General features: G+C 69.5%; 16 protein-coding genes. 9 read left to right on the top strand and 7 right to left on the bottom strand.

Features of this window, described 5'->3' with window-relative positions; translation table 11 throughout:
- Positions 1–2: 2 nt before the first annotated feature.
- Positions 3–479, top strand: coding sequence for a TRAP transporter small permease (locus LT972_RS12150; RefSeq protein WP_232570649.1), 477 nt, complete (start codon positions 3–5; stop codon positions 477–479).
- Complete coding sequence (locus tag LT972_RS12145) at positions 479–1,759, top strand: TRAP transporter large permease (RefSeq protein ID WP_232570648.1); 1,281 nt, start codon at positions 479–481, stop codon at positions 1,757–1,759. The genes LT972_RS12150 and LT972_RS12145 overlap by 1 nt, the downstream gene beginning before the upstream one ends.
- Here LT972_RS12145 and LT972_RS12140 read toward each other — a convergent pair.
- Entirely contained in the window at positions 1,731–2,183 is a 453-nt protein-coding gene (locus LT972_RS12140; protein ID WP_232570647.1) for a VOC family protein, read from the bottom strand. The two genes, LT972_RS12145 and LT972_RS12140, sit on opposite strands and share 29 nt — an antisense overlap.
- A gap of 25 nt (positions 2,184–2,208) precedes the next feature.
- Positions 2,209–3,003 carry a hypothetical protein gene (locus LT972_RS12135; RefSeq protein ID WP_232570646.1) on the bottom strand — a complete coding sequence of 265 codons (795 nt, stop codon included), beginning with the start codon at positions 3,001–3,003 and terminating at the stop codon, positions 2,209–2,211.
- 99 nt (positions 3,004–3,102) lie between these two features.
- Between LT972_RS12135 and LT972_RS12130 the strand changes: the two genes are divergently transcribed.
- The 4 genes from LT972_RS12130 (at position 3,103) to LT972_RS12115 (ending at position 7,265) form a co-directional block, all read left to right on the top strand.
- A complete protein-coding gene (locus tag LT972_RS12130) occupies positions 3,103–4,320 on the top strand; it encodes a dihydrolipoamide acetyltransferase family protein (protein WP_232570645.1) in 1,218 nt (405 codons plus the stop codon).
- 68 nt (positions 4,321–4,388) lie between these two features.
- Positions 4,389–5,171: an SDR family oxidoreductase gene (locus LT972_RS12125; protein ID WP_232570644.1), complete on the top strand. Its 783-nt coding sequence runs from the start codon at positions 4,389–4,391 to the stop codon at positions 5,169–5,171.
- Between the two features lie 64 nt (positions 5,172–5,235).
- Positions 5,236–6,279, top strand: a complete 1,044-nt coding sequence (locus LT972_RS12120; protein ID WP_232570643.1) for a thiamine pyrophosphate-dependent dehydrogenase E1 component subunit alpha — start codon at positions 5,236–5,238, stop codon at positions 6,277–6,279.
- The gene (locus tag LT972_RS12115) at positions 6,276–7,265 is read left to right on the top strand and encodes an alpha-ketoacid dehydrogenase subunit beta (protein WP_232570642.1); all 990 of its coding nucleotides are present in this window, start codon (positions 6,276–6,278) and stop codon (positions 7,263–7,265) included. Before LT972_RS12120 ends, LT972_RS12115 begins: the two co-directional genes overlap by 4 nt.
- Here LT972_RS12115 and lpdA read toward each other — a convergent pair whose 3' ends face one another.
- On the bottom strand, positions 7,266–8,681 hold the full coding sequence (gene lpdA / locus LT972_RS12110) for a dihydrolipoyl dehydrogenase (RefSeq protein ID WP_232570641.1): 1,416 nt from the start codon (positions 8,679–8,681) through the stop codon (positions 7,266–7,268).
- Positions 8,682–8,942: 261 nt separating this feature from the next.
- Here lpdA and ubaA point away from each other — a divergent pair, with 261 nt between their 5' ends.
- Positions 8,943–9,758 (top strand): SAMP-activating enzyme E1, encoded by an 816-nt coding sequence (ubaA, locus tag LT972_RS12105; protein WP_232570640.1) that lies wholly within the window; start codon positions 8,943–8,945, stop codon positions 9,756–9,758.
- Positions 9,759–9,778: 20 nt separating this feature from the next.
- Here the strand turns inward: ubaA and LT972_RS12100 are convergent, their stop codons facing one another.
- The 3 genes from LT972_RS12100 to LT972_RS12090 all read right to left on the bottom strand — a co-directional run bounded on the left by LT972_RS12100 (position 9,779) and on the right by LT972_RS12090 (position 12,316).
- Positions 9,779–10,036: a hypothetical protein gene (locus tag LT972_RS12100; RefSeq protein WP_232570639.1), complete on the bottom strand. Its 258-nt coding sequence runs from the start codon at positions 10,034–10,036 to the stop codon at positions 9,779–9,781.
- A 213-nt stretch (positions 10,037–10,249) separates the two neighbouring features.
- Positions 10,250–11,176, bottom strand: coding sequence for an alpha/beta fold hydrolase (locus LT972_RS12095; protein ID WP_232570638.1), 927 nt, complete (start codon positions 11,174–11,176; stop codon positions 10,250–10,252).
- A gap of 75 nt (positions 11,177–11,251) precedes the next feature.
- Positions 11,252–12,316, bottom strand: coding sequence for a rod shape-determining protein (locus LT972_RS12090; RefSeq protein ID WP_232570637.1), 1,065 nt, complete (start codon positions 12,314–12,316; stop codon positions 11,252–11,254).
- Positions 12,317–12,455: 139 nt separating this feature from the next.
- Here LT972_RS12090 and LT972_RS12085 point away from each other — a divergent pair, with 139 nt between their 5' ends.
- Together LT972_RS12085 and LT972_RS12080 are read left to right on the top strand one after the other, a co-directional pair.
- Positions 12,456–12,848: a DUF7522 family protein gene (locus LT972_RS12085; RefSeq protein ID WP_232570636.1), complete on the top strand. Its 393-nt coding sequence runs from the start codon at positions 12,456–12,458 to the stop codon at positions 12,846–12,848.
- A 115-nt stretch (positions 12,849–12,963) separates the two neighbouring features.
- Complete coding sequence (locus tag LT972_RS12080; protein ID WP_232570635.1) at positions 12,964–13,299, top strand: hypothetical protein; 336 nt, start codon at positions 12,964–12,966, stop codon at positions 13,297–13,299.
- Positions 13,300–13,359: 60 nt separating this feature from the next.
- Here LT972_RS12080 and LT972_RS12075 read toward each other — a convergent pair whose 3' ends face one another.
- A complete protein-coding gene (locus LT972_RS12075; protein WP_232570634.1) occupies positions 13,360–14,748 on the bottom strand; it encodes an FAD-dependent oxidoreductase in 1,389 nt (462 codons plus the stop codon).
- Positions 14,749–14,847 lie beyond the last annotated feature (99 nt).

Genomic DNA, 14,847 nt, shown 5'->3' with positions numbered 1-14,847 from the left:
CGATGGCCGAGTCCCGGCTCTCGTTCGACCGCGTAGCGAGTGCGTTCTACGCGACGGCAGCCCTCTCGCTCCTGCTCATCCTCGGGTTGATGATTGCTCGCGTAGCGTCGCGCAACTTCGGCCTCGGGTTCAGCGGCCTCCAGATAATCGCGCAGTTCTTCGAGGTGTGGCTCGCGTTCCTCGTCGTCGGCGGCCTCGCCCTCGACGGCGGCCACATCGAAATCGACTACCTCTCACAGCGGATTCCGGAGCGCTGGAAGCCCCTCCACGACATCCTCGTGACGCTGGTGTGTCTGTTCGCCGCCGCGGTCGTGTTCTGGGGGTCGGTGAAGGCGATGCAGCAGTTCCGTGACTCCACCGCGCCGCTCGTCGACATCCCGATTCCGCTGTACTACCTCGCGCCCGTCGTCGGCCTCGGGTTCCTCATCCTGGTGTACGTGCGCCGCCTCTACCTCGACGTCAAGGAGGTGCGTGCCTGATGGGGATGCTCGGCGTCGTCGTCATCGCGATGTTCGTCCTGCTCGCGCTCCTCCGGGTGCCGGTCTGGGTGGCGCTGCTCGCCCCGGCCCTGTGGTACAGTTTCGTCGAGGGCCAGCCGGTGATATTCCCGGCGACGAACATGATGCGGTCGCTCGACTCCTTTACGTTCCTCGCCATCCCGCTGTTCATCTACGTCGGGTCGCTGATGAACCACGGCGACATCACGGAGAAGATATTCGACTTCGCGGACAGCCTCGTCGGCCACTACGACGGCGGCCTCGCGCAAGTGAACATCGTCACGAGCCTCATCTTCGCGGGCATCTCCGGGTCCGCGCTCGCGGACATCGGCGGCGTCGGTCGCGTCCTCATCAAGTCGATGACGGACGCCGACTACGACGCCGACTTCTCGGCAGCGCTGACGAGCGCGTCGGCGACCGTCGGCCCCATCTTCCCGCCGAGCATCCCGCTCATCATCTTCGGCATCATCGCCGAGGTGTCCGTCCTCTCGTTGCTGCTCGCGGGGGCGCTGCCGGCGTTGCTGACCGTCGCGGCGCTGATGCTCGGGACGGTGTACGTGGCGAAGACCCAAGACCTCCCGAGCAACGACAAGCGCGCGTCGGTGCGCGACATCGGGCGGACGTTTCTGGTCGCGCTCCCGGCGTTGCTCACGCCCGTCGTCCTCGTCTCGGGGATGCTCGCCGGCGTGTTCAGTCCGACCGAAGCCGCGGGCGTGACCGTGTTCTACATCCTGCTCGTGAACACGTTCGTCTACCGCATCGTGGACTTCGGGTACATCTGGAAGGCCGCCGTCGAGACGACGAAGACCAGCGGGAGCATCGTCATCATCCTCGCGGCCGCGAGCGTCTTCAGTTTCGTGCTGTCCGTCGAGAACATCGACACGATGTTCGCGCAGACGCTGTTCACCATCTCCGAGAACAAACTCGTGTTGTTGTTGCTCGTGAACCTCGTGTTGCTGTTCATCGGGCTGTTCCTCGACCCCATCGCGGCGCTCGTGATGATGACGCCCATCGTCGCGCCGACGCTCGTCGAGGCCGGCGTCGACCCGGTCCACGTCGGCGTCATCATGGTGTTCAATCTGATGCTCGGGCTGTTGACGCCGCCGCTCGGGCTGTCGGTCTACCTCTCCGCGGACATCGCGGACGTCCCGGTCGCTCGGGTGTTCAGTCGGACGAAGGTGTACTACGTGATTCTCATCGCGGCGCTGCTCGTCATCACGTACGTCCCCCAGATTACGATGTACGTCCCTCGGACGTTCTGAACGCCGCGATTCGTTCGTCCATCGTCTTCTCGTCTTCGACCAACTGCATGGGGACGACGCTCGCGTCGGCATCGAGCGTGGCGACGAGCCAGTCGAGGCCTTCCTGTGGGGCGTCGCTGTCGAACGCGACGCCGGCGGCCTGTAACTCGGCCATGCGCTCGTGGACGTCGTCGACCTCGAAGGCGATGTGGAAGAAGCCGTCGCCTTGTTCGCGCCACGTCTCGTACACCCACCCCGAGTCGGTGGTGGGCGTGATGAGTTCGACGAGCGACTCGCCGACCGGGTAGAGGGCGACCGCCAACTCGAAGTCGCCGGTCATCTCGCGGCGCGTGAGCTGTTCGACGCCGAACTGGGATTCGAACGCGGCGCTGGCTTCGTCTAAGTCGCCGACGAGGAACGCCACGTGGTGAATGCGTGTGAACACGACTCACACTCTCGCCGAGCGCTATTCAATCTGCCTCCGCGACCAGTCGCGCGAACTCGGGGCAGTCGTCGCCGGGCGCCGCGCCGAGGTCGCGCGCCGGCGTGTTCACCGCGCTCAGCGTCCCCTGCCACGTCTCGCGGCCGTCGCCGATGCGCGCCGACGCTGCCGCGACCGTCGCGGCCGGCACGCCGTAGTCGGCGAGCATCGGGAGGCGACTCGTGCCCGCGCCGTCTTTCCCGCCGCCCGCGTCGTTGAACACCGCGCCGGCCACGTCGGTCCGCACGTAGGACTCGGTTTCGCCCGCGAGCCGAGCCCCGTGGCTCCCCGTGACGACGACGCAGTCGGCGTCTGAGGGGCGAATTAGCGACAGCGAGTCCATCCCCCAGACGGGCGTGTCGCCGTCGCGGAGGCGGTAGCGCGCGGTGCCGTGGTCGGGAACCGAGTCCGGGGGCGTGCCGTCGCGGAGTCCGGTCGCGCAGTCGATGGCGTCGTCGCCGACGCGACAGCCGAGGTCGGCGGCGGCGTCGTTGACGTGCGTGATGACGCCGTTCCGGAGCGAGTCGACGCCGTCGCCGATGCGCGCGGTGTCGTGGCCGACTGTCGCCGCAGCGAGGCCGACCCGGTCGAGGACGGGGAGTGCCCCGTAGCCGGCGCCGCCTTTGCCGCCGCCGGCGTCGTTGAGGACGACGCCGCGGGCGCCCGCGTCGGCGGCGAGGTAGCCGGCGTACGCGCCGCCGTGGCTGGCGGCGACGACGACGCTGTCGGCGTCCCCGCCGAGTTGAGTGACGCTGTCGAGGACGCGCAGGTCGGTGAGTGGCATGGCGGGCCTACGACGCCCACCACAAAACCTTGTGCGTTGGTACCACGAGACACCGTATTGCGAGTCTTTTTGTTATTGCGTAACACACTCGTGGTGTCAATGGGCTACATCGTTCGGATGCCGAAACTGGGCGTCGAGATGGAGGTCGGGGAAGTCGTCGCGTGGCACGCCGACGAGGGCGACGAAGTCGAGGAGGGCGACGTGGTCGCCGAAATCGAGTCCGAGAAGTCGGTCGCGGAGGTCGCGGCCCGCGAGGACGGCGTCCTGCGCGGCATTTACCTCGACGTGAACGACGAGGCGCCGCCCGGTTCGGCCATGGGAATCGTCGCCGGGCCGGACGAAGACGTCGCCGCCCTCGAAGCCGAACTCGACGCCGACGTGACAGACGACGCGACCGACGAACCCGACGACGGCGAGACACCGGACGCGAGCGCGGACGACCCCGCGTCGGCGGTCTCGCGCGTGGCGGACGACGACACCGACTCCCGGACGGCGTCGGGCGACGTGAAGGCGACGCCGAAGGCCAAGAAGACGGCCCGCGAGCGCGGCGTGGACCTGGCGACGGTCACCGGCACCGGCCCCGAGGGAGGCATCACGTCCGACGACGTGCTGGACGCGGCGGCCGACGCCGGCGGCGCCGCGACGCGGACCGTCCGCGAGGAGCGCGAACTCTCCCGGATGCGGTCGACTATCGCCGAGCGCCTCGGCGAGAGTTACCGCGACGCCGTCCACGTGACCGTCGACCGCGAGGTGGACGTGGAACCGGCGTTCGACGCGAAGGACGCCGCCGGCGTCTCCCTGACCGACGTGTTCCTGCGCGCGGTCTCCGAGACGCTCGCCGACCATCCCGCGTTCAACGCGACGTACGACGCGGAAACGGAGACGCACACGCTCTACGAGGAGCAGAACGTCGGCGTCGCCGTTGACCTCGACGACGGCCTCGTGACGCCCGTCGTGCCCGACGTAGGGTCGAAGTCCGCCGCGGAGCTGTCGGCGGCCCGCGGGCGAGCGACCGACCGCGTGCTGGACGGCGAGTACACGAGCGACGACCTCTCGGGCGGGACGTTCACGGTGTCGAATCTGGGCGTGTTCGGGAGCGACTCGTTCACGCCGGTCATCAACCCGCCGGAGGTCGCGATTCTCGGCGTGAATCGCGTCACGGAGCGCCCCGTACAGGTCGAGAACGGCATCGCGTTCCGCCGGCACGTCACGTTCAGTCTCTCCTTCGACCACCGCGTCGTGGACGGCGCGGACGCCGCGAAGTTCCTGACGACGCTCGACGAGTATCTCGCGGACGCCCCGAGTCTCGTGGCGTGACGACCGAACCCGCGGATTGACGCCTGAAACACACTTATGCGGGTGGGCGTGTGACTCGTTGTCGTACTATGTACGGGCTGCTCACAGACCGGGTCGCCGTCGTCACCGGCGCGTCCAGCGGCATCGGGCGCGCAATCGCCGTTCGGTTCGCCGAGGAGGGCGCGGACGTGGTGGTGGCGGACCTCGACGAGACGCCGCGCGAGGACGAACCGCCGACCCACGAGGTAATCGCCGAGACGACGGACGCGGACGCGACGTTCGTGGAGTGCGACGTGACGAACCCCGACGACCTCACGGACGCCGTCGCCGCGGCAGACGAGTTCGGCGGCGTCGACGTGATGGTGAACAACGCGGGCGTGGTGAACGTCGAGAACGTCCTCGAAGTGACCGAGTCGGCGTACGACGCGGTGATGGACGTGAACGCGAAGGGCGTGTTCTTCGGAGCGCAGCGCGCCGCGCGGGCGATGGAGGACGGCGGCGTCATCATCAACATGTCGAGCATCGCCGGCCTGGAGGGGACCGGCGACTACGTGACGTACTCGGCGTCGAAGGGCGCGGTGCGCCTGATGACGTACTCGCTGGCGGACGCGCTCGGTCACATGGACATCCGGGTGAACGCCATCCACCCGGGGCCGACGGACACCGAACTGATGCGGGAGGACTTGGGCGCGGGCGACTCCGCGGAGAACCCGTTCTTGGCGAACGTCCCGCGCGGCCGGATGGGGACGCCCGAGGACATCGCGGACGCCGCGGTCTACCTCGCCAGCGACCTCGCGGACTTCGTGACCGGGGCGTCGCTCGTCGTCGACGGCGGGATGTTCTCGACGCGCGGCAAGGTGCTCTCGGACTGACACGCCGATTTCCGGCTGAGTAACACTTTTGGTCGGGCGCCCCAAGCCATTGTCACTAGATATCATGGCACAAACACTGGACACGCCGGCCGCGCGCCGCGACGCCCTCCGGAGGATGCTCCTCGTACGCGAGTTCGAGAACCGCGTCCGGGACCGATTCGCGGACAACGAGATTCCCGGATTCGTCCACCTCTCCCAGGGACAGGAGGCGGTCGCCGTGGGCGCCTGCACCGCGCTCACGGACGACGACTACATCACGAGCACGCACCGCGCTCACGGCCACAGCCTCGCGAAAGGGCTCGAACCCGACCGCCTGCTCGCGGAACTCTACGGCAAGGAAGCGGGCTACTGCGGCGGCCGCGGCGGGTCGATGCACGTCGCCGACCTCGACAACGGGATGCTCGGCGCCCAACCAATCGTCGGCGCGAGCGTCCCGCTGGGCACGGGCGCCGGCATCACCGCCCAACTCACGGACGCCGACTGGGTCGCCACCGTCTTCTGTGGCGACGGCTCCGTCGCCGCCGGCCAGGTCCACGAAGCAATCAACCTCGCCGCGACGTGGCACCTCCCGGTCGTGTTCGTCGTCGAGAACAACCAGTACTCGGAGGGCATGACCTTCGACGAGCAGCACAACGTCGAGGACCTCGCGGAGATGGCGGCCGGCTACGGCATCCCCGGCGAAATCGTGGACGGGCAGGACGTGACGGCGGTGTACGAGACGGTCGCGGCGGCCCGAGAGCGAGCGCTCGCGGGCGACGGCCCGACGTTCGTGGAGGCGAAGACGTACCGCTACCGCGGCCACTTCGAGGGCGACGAGGAGCCCTACCGGACGCGGGAGGAGGTCGAGGAGTGGGAGGCGGAACGCGACCCAATCGACCTCTACCGGGAGGAACTCGCGGCCGCCGGGGAACTCACCGACGACCAGTTCGAGGCGATGCGGGCCGACGTGGCGGAGACGATGGACGAGGCCGTGGAGTTCGCGCGGAACGCCGACGAACCGGCGCCCGAGGACGCCTACGACGACGTGTTCGTGGAGCCGGCGCCCGAAGTCGAGGCGTTCAGGGAGCGCATGCGGACCGACGGCGGGGACGGGGGTGACGGCCGGTGAGCGCGACGACAGCGGACCGCGAGACGGAGACGGCGAGCATCCGGGAGGCGCTCCGAACGGCGCTCCGCGAGGAACTGCTCGCCGACGACGACGTGTTCATCATGGGCCAAGACGAGGAGGACGGCGGTTCCTTCGAGGTGACGGCGGGCCTCCACGACGAGTTCGGGTTCGACCGCGTGCGGAACACGCCCATCAGTGAGGCGGCACAGGTCGGCGCCGGCGTCGGCGCGGCCGCGACCGGGATGCGGCCGGTGGTGAATCTGAGTTTCGCGGACTTCGTCGGCGTCTGCTTCGACCAGGTGATGAACCAGGCGGGGAAGACGCGGTACATGTTCGGCGGCGCGAGCGAGGTGCCGCTGACGATTCGCGCCATCGAGGGCGCGGGCCTGAACGCGGCCGCCCAGCACTCCGGCACCGTCCACACGCTCGTCGCGCACCTGCCGGGCGTGAAGGCCGTCGCGCCCGGCACGCCAGCGGCCGCGAAGGGCCTGATGAAGTCCGCGGTGCGCTCTGACGACCCCGTCGTCTTCTTCGAGAACAAGACCATCTACGAGCGCCACGGCCCCGTCCCGGTGGACGACGACTTCACCGTCCCCATCGGCGAGGCGTCGGTCGAACAGGAGGGTGAGGACGTTACCGTCGTCGCCACGCAGCGACTGCTCGGCGAGTCACTGGCGGCGGCCCGCGACGTGGACGCGAGCGTGGAAGTCATCGACCCCCGGTCGCTGTACCCGCTGGACACGGACACGCTCGCGGCGAGCCTCCGGAAGACGGGGCGTCTCGTCGTCGCCGACGAGAGCCCGCTGTCCTACGGCCTGCACGCGGAAATCGTCACGCGCGTCGTCGAGGACGCGTTCTGGAGCGTGGACGCGCCAGTCCAGCGCGTCGGCGTCCCCGACACCCCGATTCCCTTCTCGCCGTCCCAGGAAGACGAAGTCGTCCCCGACGCCGACGACGTGCGCCGGGCCATCGAGCGCACGTTCTGACTACCGGTTCGGGGCGTGAATCGCCTCGCCGCGAGTCTGTGCGGCGGCCTCCATCAGGCACTCCGAGAGCGTCGGGTGGGCGTGGACGGTGCGCGCGACGGTGCCGGCGTCCAGGCCGGCGGTCACCGCGAGCGCGAGTTCGCCGACCACCTCCGAGACGTGGGGGCCGACCAGTTCGCCGCCGAGCACGGTGCCGTCGTCGCCGACGACGACGCGAGCGAACCCCGCGGCGTCCCCGGTGGTGAGCGCGCGCCCGTTGCTCCGGAACGGCACCTCGCCGACGGTCACGTCTCGCCCCGACTCGCGCGCCTCGGCGGCGGTGAGGCCGACCGTCGCGATTTCGGGGTCGGTGAACACGACGGCGGGCACCGGCGCGTCGCCGCCCGGTACGTCCCGGCCGGCCGCGTGCTCGGCGGCGCGCATCCCCTCGTGGCTGGCGGCGTGCGCGAGCATCGGGTCGCCCGCCGCGTCCCCGATGGCGTAGACGCCGTCGGCCGCCGTCCGGCCGTACTCGTCGGTCTCGATGGCGCCGTCGTCTCCGACGTCGACAGACGTGGCGTCGAGGCCGACGGTGTCGGTCGCCGGCTCTCGGCCGACCGCGACCAGCACGCGCTCGGCGGCGTACTCGCTCCGGTCGCCGTCCTCGGTCTCGGCGACGACGGTCACGTCGCCCGTGATGTCCTCGTACCACTCCGTCGCCGCCTCGCCGAACGAGAACGAGACGCCGAGGGATTCGCAGTTCGACTGCACGATTTCGGTCACGTCGTCGGGGTAGCCGGGGAGCGGTGCGTCGAGCGCCTCGACGACGTGGACGTCGGTCCCGAGTTTCGCGAACGCGGTGGACAACTCCATCCCGATGTAGCCCGCACCCACGACGACGAGGCGGTCCGGGCGCTCGTCGAGGTCGAGCACGTCCCGCGAACTCGCGACCGGGTCGTCCGCGAAGTCGAAGCCGGGAATCGACAGGGGGCGACTCCCCGTCGCGACGACCGCGTTCTCGAACGCGATTTCGGCGGCGTCGGCGGTCGCTGCGGGCGGGTCGACTTCGACGGCGCCGTCGTCGACGAACCGCGCCGTTCCCTCGACGATTGTGACGCCGTTCGACCGGCACAGCGACGCGACGCCGGACGTGAGGCGGTCCACAACGCCGTCCTGCCAGTCCGCGAACGCGCCGTAGTCGAGGGCTGTGTCGCCGGTGACGCCCATCTCGGCAGCGTCGCCGACGGCCGCGTGTTCGGCGGCCTCCACGAGCGCCTTCGACGGGATGCAGCCGTGGTTCAGGCAGACGCCGCCGAGGTCGCCGCGTTCGACGAGCACCGTGTCGAGTCCGCACTGTGCGCCGCGAATCGCTGCCACGTACCCGCCCGGCCCGGCGCCCACGACGACGAGGTCGGCCTCCGCTGGAATCTCGGCCATCGGCGGTGTCTACGACCGCTCCCACCTCAAGTCTCGTTACTCGGTAACATATGCCTCGATTCGGCGTCGGCGCGATTCCGACAAGACATTTACCCCGGGAGAACCCAGTCACGAGCGTCGGGTAGGGGTACCCGAGTTCTTTCCCGGGGGCGGGGGCCACCGCGCCAGCGACGCCGAGCGACCGGTGTCGCCAACGCGACGCGCCTCCCGCCCGCGGCACTCGACGGAACGCTTACCCGCGGCCCGCCCGTCGATTCGGCTATGTCCGGGCTGAACCTCGACCCGGTGCAACTCGACCGCTACTCGCGGCACATCATCATGGACGACGTCGGCCCCGAGGGCCAACAGCGCCTGCTGGACGGCGACGTGCTCGTCGTCGGCGCGGGCGGCCTCGGCGCGCCCGTGATTCAGTACCTCGCCGCCGCGGGCGTCGGCACGCTCCGCATCGTGGACGACGACAGCGTGGAGCGCTCGAACCTCCAGCGGCAGATAATCCACGCGGACGCCGACATCGGCGTCCCGAAGGCCGAGAGCGCCGCCGCGTACGTCGAACGCCTCAACCCCGACGTGGACGTGCGAGCGCACGCCGACCGCCTCGACCCCGACAACGTCGCCGACTACCTCGACGGCGTGGACTTCGCGGTGGACTGCTCGGACAACTTCGCCACGCGCTACCTCGTCAACGACGCCTGCGTGCTCCGCGGGATTCCGTTCAGTCACGCCGCCATCTACCGCTTCGAGGGGCAGGCCATCACGGTCACGCCCGACTCGCCGTGCTACCGGTGTCTGTTCCCCGAGGCGCCCCCCGAGGGCACGATTCCGGACTGCGCCACCGCGGGCGTCCTCGGCGTCCTCCCCGGCACGATGGGCTGCGTGCAGGCGACAGAGTGCGTGAAACACCTCCTCGACCACGGCGACCTGCTCACGGGCCGCCTGCTGTTCTACGACGCCGCCGACGTGTCCTTCGAGGAAGTGCCCGTGAACCGGAACCCCGACTGTCCGGTCTGCGGCGACGACCCTGACATCGAGTCGGTCGAAGACGTGGCGTACGTCGACGGCTGTGCGGTGAACCCGTAGCCCGAGCGCACCGTCGAAATCTATCGAACCGTCACGTACAGGCCGTAGAGCGTTCCGTTGTAGCGAACGGCCCGGTAGTCTCGGTTCGCCCCGTAGTCGAACGTCGTCGTCTCGACGCTACACGAACACTCGATTGCCCGCTCGATGACGGCTCGCTTCCCCCGCCGGAACGCCGAGAAATTCTTCACGTCGCGCTCTGGAATCGAGGACTCGTTCGCTATCTTCGACGCGCTGACGCGGGTGTCTCCGGGGTGGCGTTCCTGCGTCGTCGCTGTCAAGATGGGAACGTCCGTTCGTTCCGTCGTCGCAGTGGTCGGTGTCCGTTCGGTGGTCGTCGCGGTCGTACTGGCGGGGCCGAGTGGCTGCGTACAGCCGGCTACCACGCACACGGCGACCACGCCGAGCGCCACCAGTGACTTCGTTCGCACGAGTGCAGATGTAGAACTGCGAACAAGTGTCTTGTGGCGACACGGACCGATACCGTGCGCGTCTCAGTCGACCTCCGCCGTGTCCTCCACTTCGACGCCGTCTCCGGTTTCGGCGCTCACCACCCACGAGAGCGCGTCCTCGCTCTGCTCCACGAGTGGCCGGAAATGGCCCGCGCCGTCGTACACCGACAGCGACGCCTCCGGCACGCGCTCGGCGACGTGCTCGCCCGCCGCCAGCGGGACCGCGTCGTCGTCGCTCCCGTGGAACACGCGCGTCGGCGCCGTCACGTCTCCGAGGTCGAAGTCCCACTCGCGGGCGAGCGTCGCGTAGTCCGCCGCTAGCGGCGTCGGCCCCTGCCGGACGGCCTCCCGGAAGTCCGACAGCAGGACGCGCCCCGTCTCCCCGAGGCGGGGGTCCGCGAGGTCGCCGTCCTGCGGTTCGCCGACCACGTCGGTGAAGCGACTCGCGGCGTCGACGCGCCGGCAGAGCAGCCACGCGAGCGGTCGCGCGAGGGCGACCGAGCGCTTCGCCACCCCGGCCAGCCAGCGGTCGAACCGGCGTTTCTCGTCGGTCGCGACGCCCGGCGGCCCGACGCCGGAGACGACGCCACACCGCGTCACGCGCTCGGGAGCGTGCGCGGCACAGCCGAGCGCGTACGGCCCGCCGCCGGAGAAGCCGACGACGCCGAATTCGTCGACGCCGAGCGCGTCGGCGAGCGAGAGGACGTCGTCGGCGAACGCTTCGAACCCGCGCAGGCCCGCGAACGCGGACTGCCCGAAGCCGGGGCGGTCGGGCGCGACGACGCGCACACCGCGGTCGGCGGCGCTCGCGCGCGTCACGCTCCCGGACACCCGCGACCCCGGCGTCCCGTGGAAGAAAAAGACCGGGTCGCCGTCCGGGTCGCCGTACTCCGCGAACGACAACTCGCGGCCGCCGTCGAGTGTCACGCGCTCCGCGCCCTCCACGACGCGGACCTGTCCAGTCGCCATCGGTTCGGTGGTCCGCACGCGGCGTGAAAAGCGTTGGCCAGTTACTGTCTCGCTAACGCCACGAACGCCGCTCGGTTAGTACTCGTCCAGTTCCACGAGACGGTCGGCGATGCGGTGGGCGCCCCGCGCCGCCGCCGTCGCCGGGTCGTCGGCGGTCGTCGCCTCGACCTCACGGCCGAGTTCGTCGCTCAGGCGCGCCTCGAACTCGTCGACGATGCCGGGGATGCAGGCCATCCCGCCCGTGAGCACGACGGGGTTGTCGAGGGCCTGCTGGTAGATTTTCATGTAGTCGTTCGCGAGTTCCGGCATGAAGACGTTCGCCACCTCGTCGACGGCGTCGTCCACGAACTCGTCGACGGCGTCCATCACGGAGTCCTCGATGGTGAACTCGTAGGTGCCGCCGCCGGGCTGCTGGATGATGTCCGAGAACGGCTCGTAGTCCTCGAAGTCGGCGTGGTCTTCCTTGTACTCGCGGGCGGTCGTGAGGTCGATGTTCACGCGTCCCTGCGTCTCCTCCTCGACGTAGTTCGCGATGCGGCGGTCGACCTCGGTGCCGGTGATGGCGCCCGTCGAGAACGGCGAGAGCTGTTCGCCCCGCCGGTACGCGCAGGCTTCGAGGTTCGTGGAGCCCATGTTGACGGCGAGGAACGTGTCCTCGATGGCGTCGAGACCGTCGCCGAGCGCGGGCACCGCGCCACACAACGACTCGGGGTAGGAGCGAATCAGGCGCTCGCCGACGGGGCCGGACTCGATGATGTCGGTGAGGCGTTCGAGGCCGGTGTCGTTGTCGATGGTGGGGATGGCGTAGACGACGACGGAGTCCTCGTCGAGGCCGTTCGCGCGCGAGAACTCCTCGAGGAAGCGCTTGGCGAGTTCGGTGGTCTCCTCGCTCTCGGGGAGGCCCGAGCGCAGCATGTACCGGACGCGGTCGGGGTACTCGGTCGCGGCCTCCTCGCCGTAGAGGACGTGTTCCTCGCCGGTGAGTGCGTCCGTGTACGTCGCGAGGCAGGTCAGCGTCCGCACCACGTCGGGGTCGGCCACGTCGCCGCCGGAGACGACGGTTCGGGTGCTTCCCACCTTCACGCCGAGCGCGCTCGGTTCGTCCTGGAACTCCATCTCGGACTCCTCGGAATCGGACATGTGAGCGACGTGACTCGGACGCCCCATAACTCTTCTCGCGGGCACTCGCACGATGAGAAACACCGTCCAGACGCTCGCGTTCCCGGTTCGTGGGAAACGGTCACACGGTATTACGGTGCTCGGCGTGGTACGTGGTCGCATGGACGAGACTCCAGCGTACGCGCCCGCCGACCTCGCCGACGAACTCGTCGCGGCCTGTCGCACCACCGTCGGCGACGACCTGCGGAGCGTCGTCTACTTCGACGCCAGCCACGAGGAGCAACTCTACCTCCGGAGCGACCTCGAAGCCGACGCCGACCTCGTCGGGTTCGCGGACAACGAACGGCTGGGCTTTCGCTCCCAGCGCATCTACGAGGACACCGAACTCGGCGACTACCAGTACACCATCCGCGCCTTCGACTTCGGCTACCTCACCCGGGTCATCGAGGACGGCCACGGCGCGTTCGTCACCACCGACGAACTCCCGACGGACCGCTTCGACGAACTCGCGGCCGCCGTCCACGGCGTCCTCGCCGGCCACGAACCCATCTAGCGGTCGCCGAGACGGCTCCCGGAGAACGACGAGTGAAACGTCTGTCACGCCGCGGAGTCGGCGCCCGCGCCTGTCGCCAGAAATCATATGGCCGACAGGAACGTACGCTGAACACGTGAGCGAAGCCAGCAACTCAATCGCGCGCGGCGTCTCTGTCGTCGCCGTCGCCGCGTTTCTCGGGGTGTTGGGCTGGTATCTCTTCCAGCCCGGCTATGGCTGGACGCGACTCGCCCTGTTCGCGGCTCTCGGGGCGTTCGCTGTCGCCGGTTCGGCCGGTGTCTGGTACGGGCGAGCGCGAGTGGCCGCCGCCGGTATCGCCGGCTTGGTGCTGTTGACCGTCACGCTGGCCGGCACCCTCTGGATGTTCGTCCTCCCCGTCGTCATCGTGCTCGTCGCTGCGACCGCCGTCACGTCGAATCACGAGCGAACGAACACGCCGTCTGTCGGTTAGTCTGCAACTCGACTGACGGAATCGCGCCCTCGGAGGACGGACTCACGCCCTCGCCAACTGCTAGAGTTGGGCTTTCGCGTCCCGGAACAGGCCGTCCAGAATCTCGGGCGTCGTCGGGTGGTACGCCCGGTCGGGCACCTCCCGGACGTCCATCTCGGCCTCCAGAATCACCTGCATCGTCTTCGCCATCGCGTCCGCGTGGAAGTGCAGGCCGTGGTACCCGAGTACCGTCCCGTCGTCGGCGTCCACGACGAGGCGCGCGCTCCCGCGGGGCACGTCTTTCGTCTTGAACACGCCGTCGTCTGCCGCTTCGCGCTGGGCGGTCACCACGCTGTGGCCCTGCTCGCGCGCCTCGTCCGCGCGCAGGCCGAGTGACGCGAACGGGTAGACGCCCAGCCCCGCGAACATCACCTCGTGGTGGAGGGGGTCGTACGTCTCCAGTTCCTCGCCGCGCTCGGCGCGCAGGACGTTCCGACCCGCGACGTACCCCTCCTCCTTGGCCGTGTGCAACAGCATTCGGTCGCCGACCACGTCGCCCGCGGCGAACACGCGGTCGTCGCCCGCTGTCCGCATCGCGTCGTCCACCCAACCCTCACCCGGGTCGAGGGAGGTGACGCCGATTCCCTCCGGGTACGAGGGCGTCCGGCCCGTGAACAGGAACAGTTGGTCGCCCTCGGCGGTCGTGCCGTCGTCGAGGCGCACCCGGACGCCGCCGTCTGCGGTCGGTTCGACGGACTCCTCGTACACCTCCGTGCGAACCTCCACGCCGAACTCCTCGCGGTAGAGTTCGAGCAGTTCCTCGCCGAACGCCGGGTGGTACCGGTCGAGCGGGCGGTCGTCGTGCTCGATGACGGTGAGGTCCATGTCGGCGGCCTCCGAGAGGTACGGCACGAGTTCGACGCCGACGTACCCGAACCCCATCACCACGCCCGAGTCCGGGAACTCCGTGGCGTCGAGCACGTCCCTGCTCCCCATCCAGTCCACGTCACGAACCCCGGGGAGGTCGGGGACATTCAGGTCCGACCCGGTCGCCACCACCACGTAGTCGGCCTCGATTCGCTCGCCCCCGACGTCGAGCACGCGGTCGTCCACGAACCGCGCCGTCTCGTGGCGGAACGTCACGTGCTCCCGGTCGGCGAGGTCGTGGACCGCGCGCCGCCGGTGCTCCGCGAACCCGAGGACGTGGTCGTCTTTCGTCTCCACGACGGCGTCGAGGTCGACGTCGGGGAGGTCGCCGGTCAGCCGGTGGTCGTGGCGCGCCTGATACCGGTGGGCGCCCGCCGACAACACCTCCTTCGACGGCATACAGCCGCGGAGGATGCAGAGCCCGCCCCCCGGTTCGCCGTCGTCGATTAGCGTCAGCGCCACGTCCGCGTCAGCCAACACCTCCGCCGCGGCGACGCCGGCGCTCCCGTACGCGCCGACGACGACCACGTGTGGTCGCGTCATACCCGAACGCTCGCCCGCCGGGGAGAAATGCGTTCGGCCCGACGCGGCGCTCGCCGCGACTACACCCGTCGCTGCGGGCTGTCACCGAGCGCGTCGAAA

It is taken from the genome of Halobacterium litoreum, from assembly GCF_021233415.1.
Taxonomy (GTDB): domain Archaea; phylum Halobacteriota; class Halobacteria; order Halobacteriales; family Halobacteriaceae; genus Halobacterium; species Halobacterium litoreum.
Note: the sequence above shows the minus strand (reverse complement) of the source record. Positions and strands in the feature narration are given on the sequence as shown.

What these genes read in the sequence shown, in the direction of transcription:
- LT972_RS12125 (WP_232570644.1), top strand. Translation starts at nt 4,389, where the DNA reads ATGTACGGGCTGCTCACAGACCGGGTCGCCGTCGTCACCGGCGCGTCC.
- ubaA (WP_232570640.1), top strand. Translation starts at nt 8,943, where the DNA reads ATGTCCGGGCTGAACCTCGACCCGGTGCAACTCGACCGCTACTCGCGG.
- LT972_RS12150 (WP_232570649.1), top strand. Translation starts at nt 3, where the DNA reads ATGGCCGAGTCCCGGCTCTCGTTCGACCGCGTAGCGAGTGCGTTCTAC.
- LT972_RS12145 (WP_232570648.1), top strand. Translation starts at nt 479, where the DNA reads ATGGGGATGCTCGGCGTCGTCGTCATCGCGATGTTCGTCCTGCTCGCG.
- lpdA (WP_232570641.1), bottom strand. Translation starts at nt 8,681, where the DNA reads ATGGCCGAGATTCCAGCGGAGGCCGACCTCGTCGTCGTGGGCGCCGGG.
- LT972_RS12085 (WP_232570636.1), top strand. Translation starts at nt 12,456, where the DNA reads ATGGACGAGACTCCAGCGTACGCGCCCGCCGACCTCGCCGACGAACTC.
- LT972_RS12120 (WP_232570643.1), top strand. Translation starts at nt 5,236, where the DNA reads ATGGCACAAACACTGGACACGCCGGCCGCGCGCCGCGACGCCCTCCGG.
- LT972_RS12075 (WP_232570634.1), bottom strand. Translation starts at nt 14,748, where the DNA reads ATGACGCGACCACACGTGGTCGTCGTCGGCGCGTACGGGAGCGCCGGC.
- LT972_RS12135 (WP_232570646.1), bottom strand. Translation starts at nt 3,003, where the DNA reads ATGCCACTCACCGACCTGCGCGTCCTCGACAGCGTCACTCAACTCGGC.
- LT972_RS12095 (WP_232570638.1), bottom strand. Translation starts at nt 11,176, where the DNA reads ATGGCGACTGGACAGGTCCGCGTCGTGGAGGGCGCGGAGCGCGTGACA.
- LT972_RS12130 (WP_232570645.1), top strand. Translation starts at nt 3,103, where the DNA reads ATGGGCTACATCGTTCGGATGCCGAAACTGGGCGTCGAGATGGAGGTC.
- LT972_RS12090 (WP_232570637.1), bottom strand. Translation starts at nt 12,316, where the DNA reads ATGTCCGATTCCGAGGAGTCCGAGATGGAGTTCCAGGACGAACCGAGC.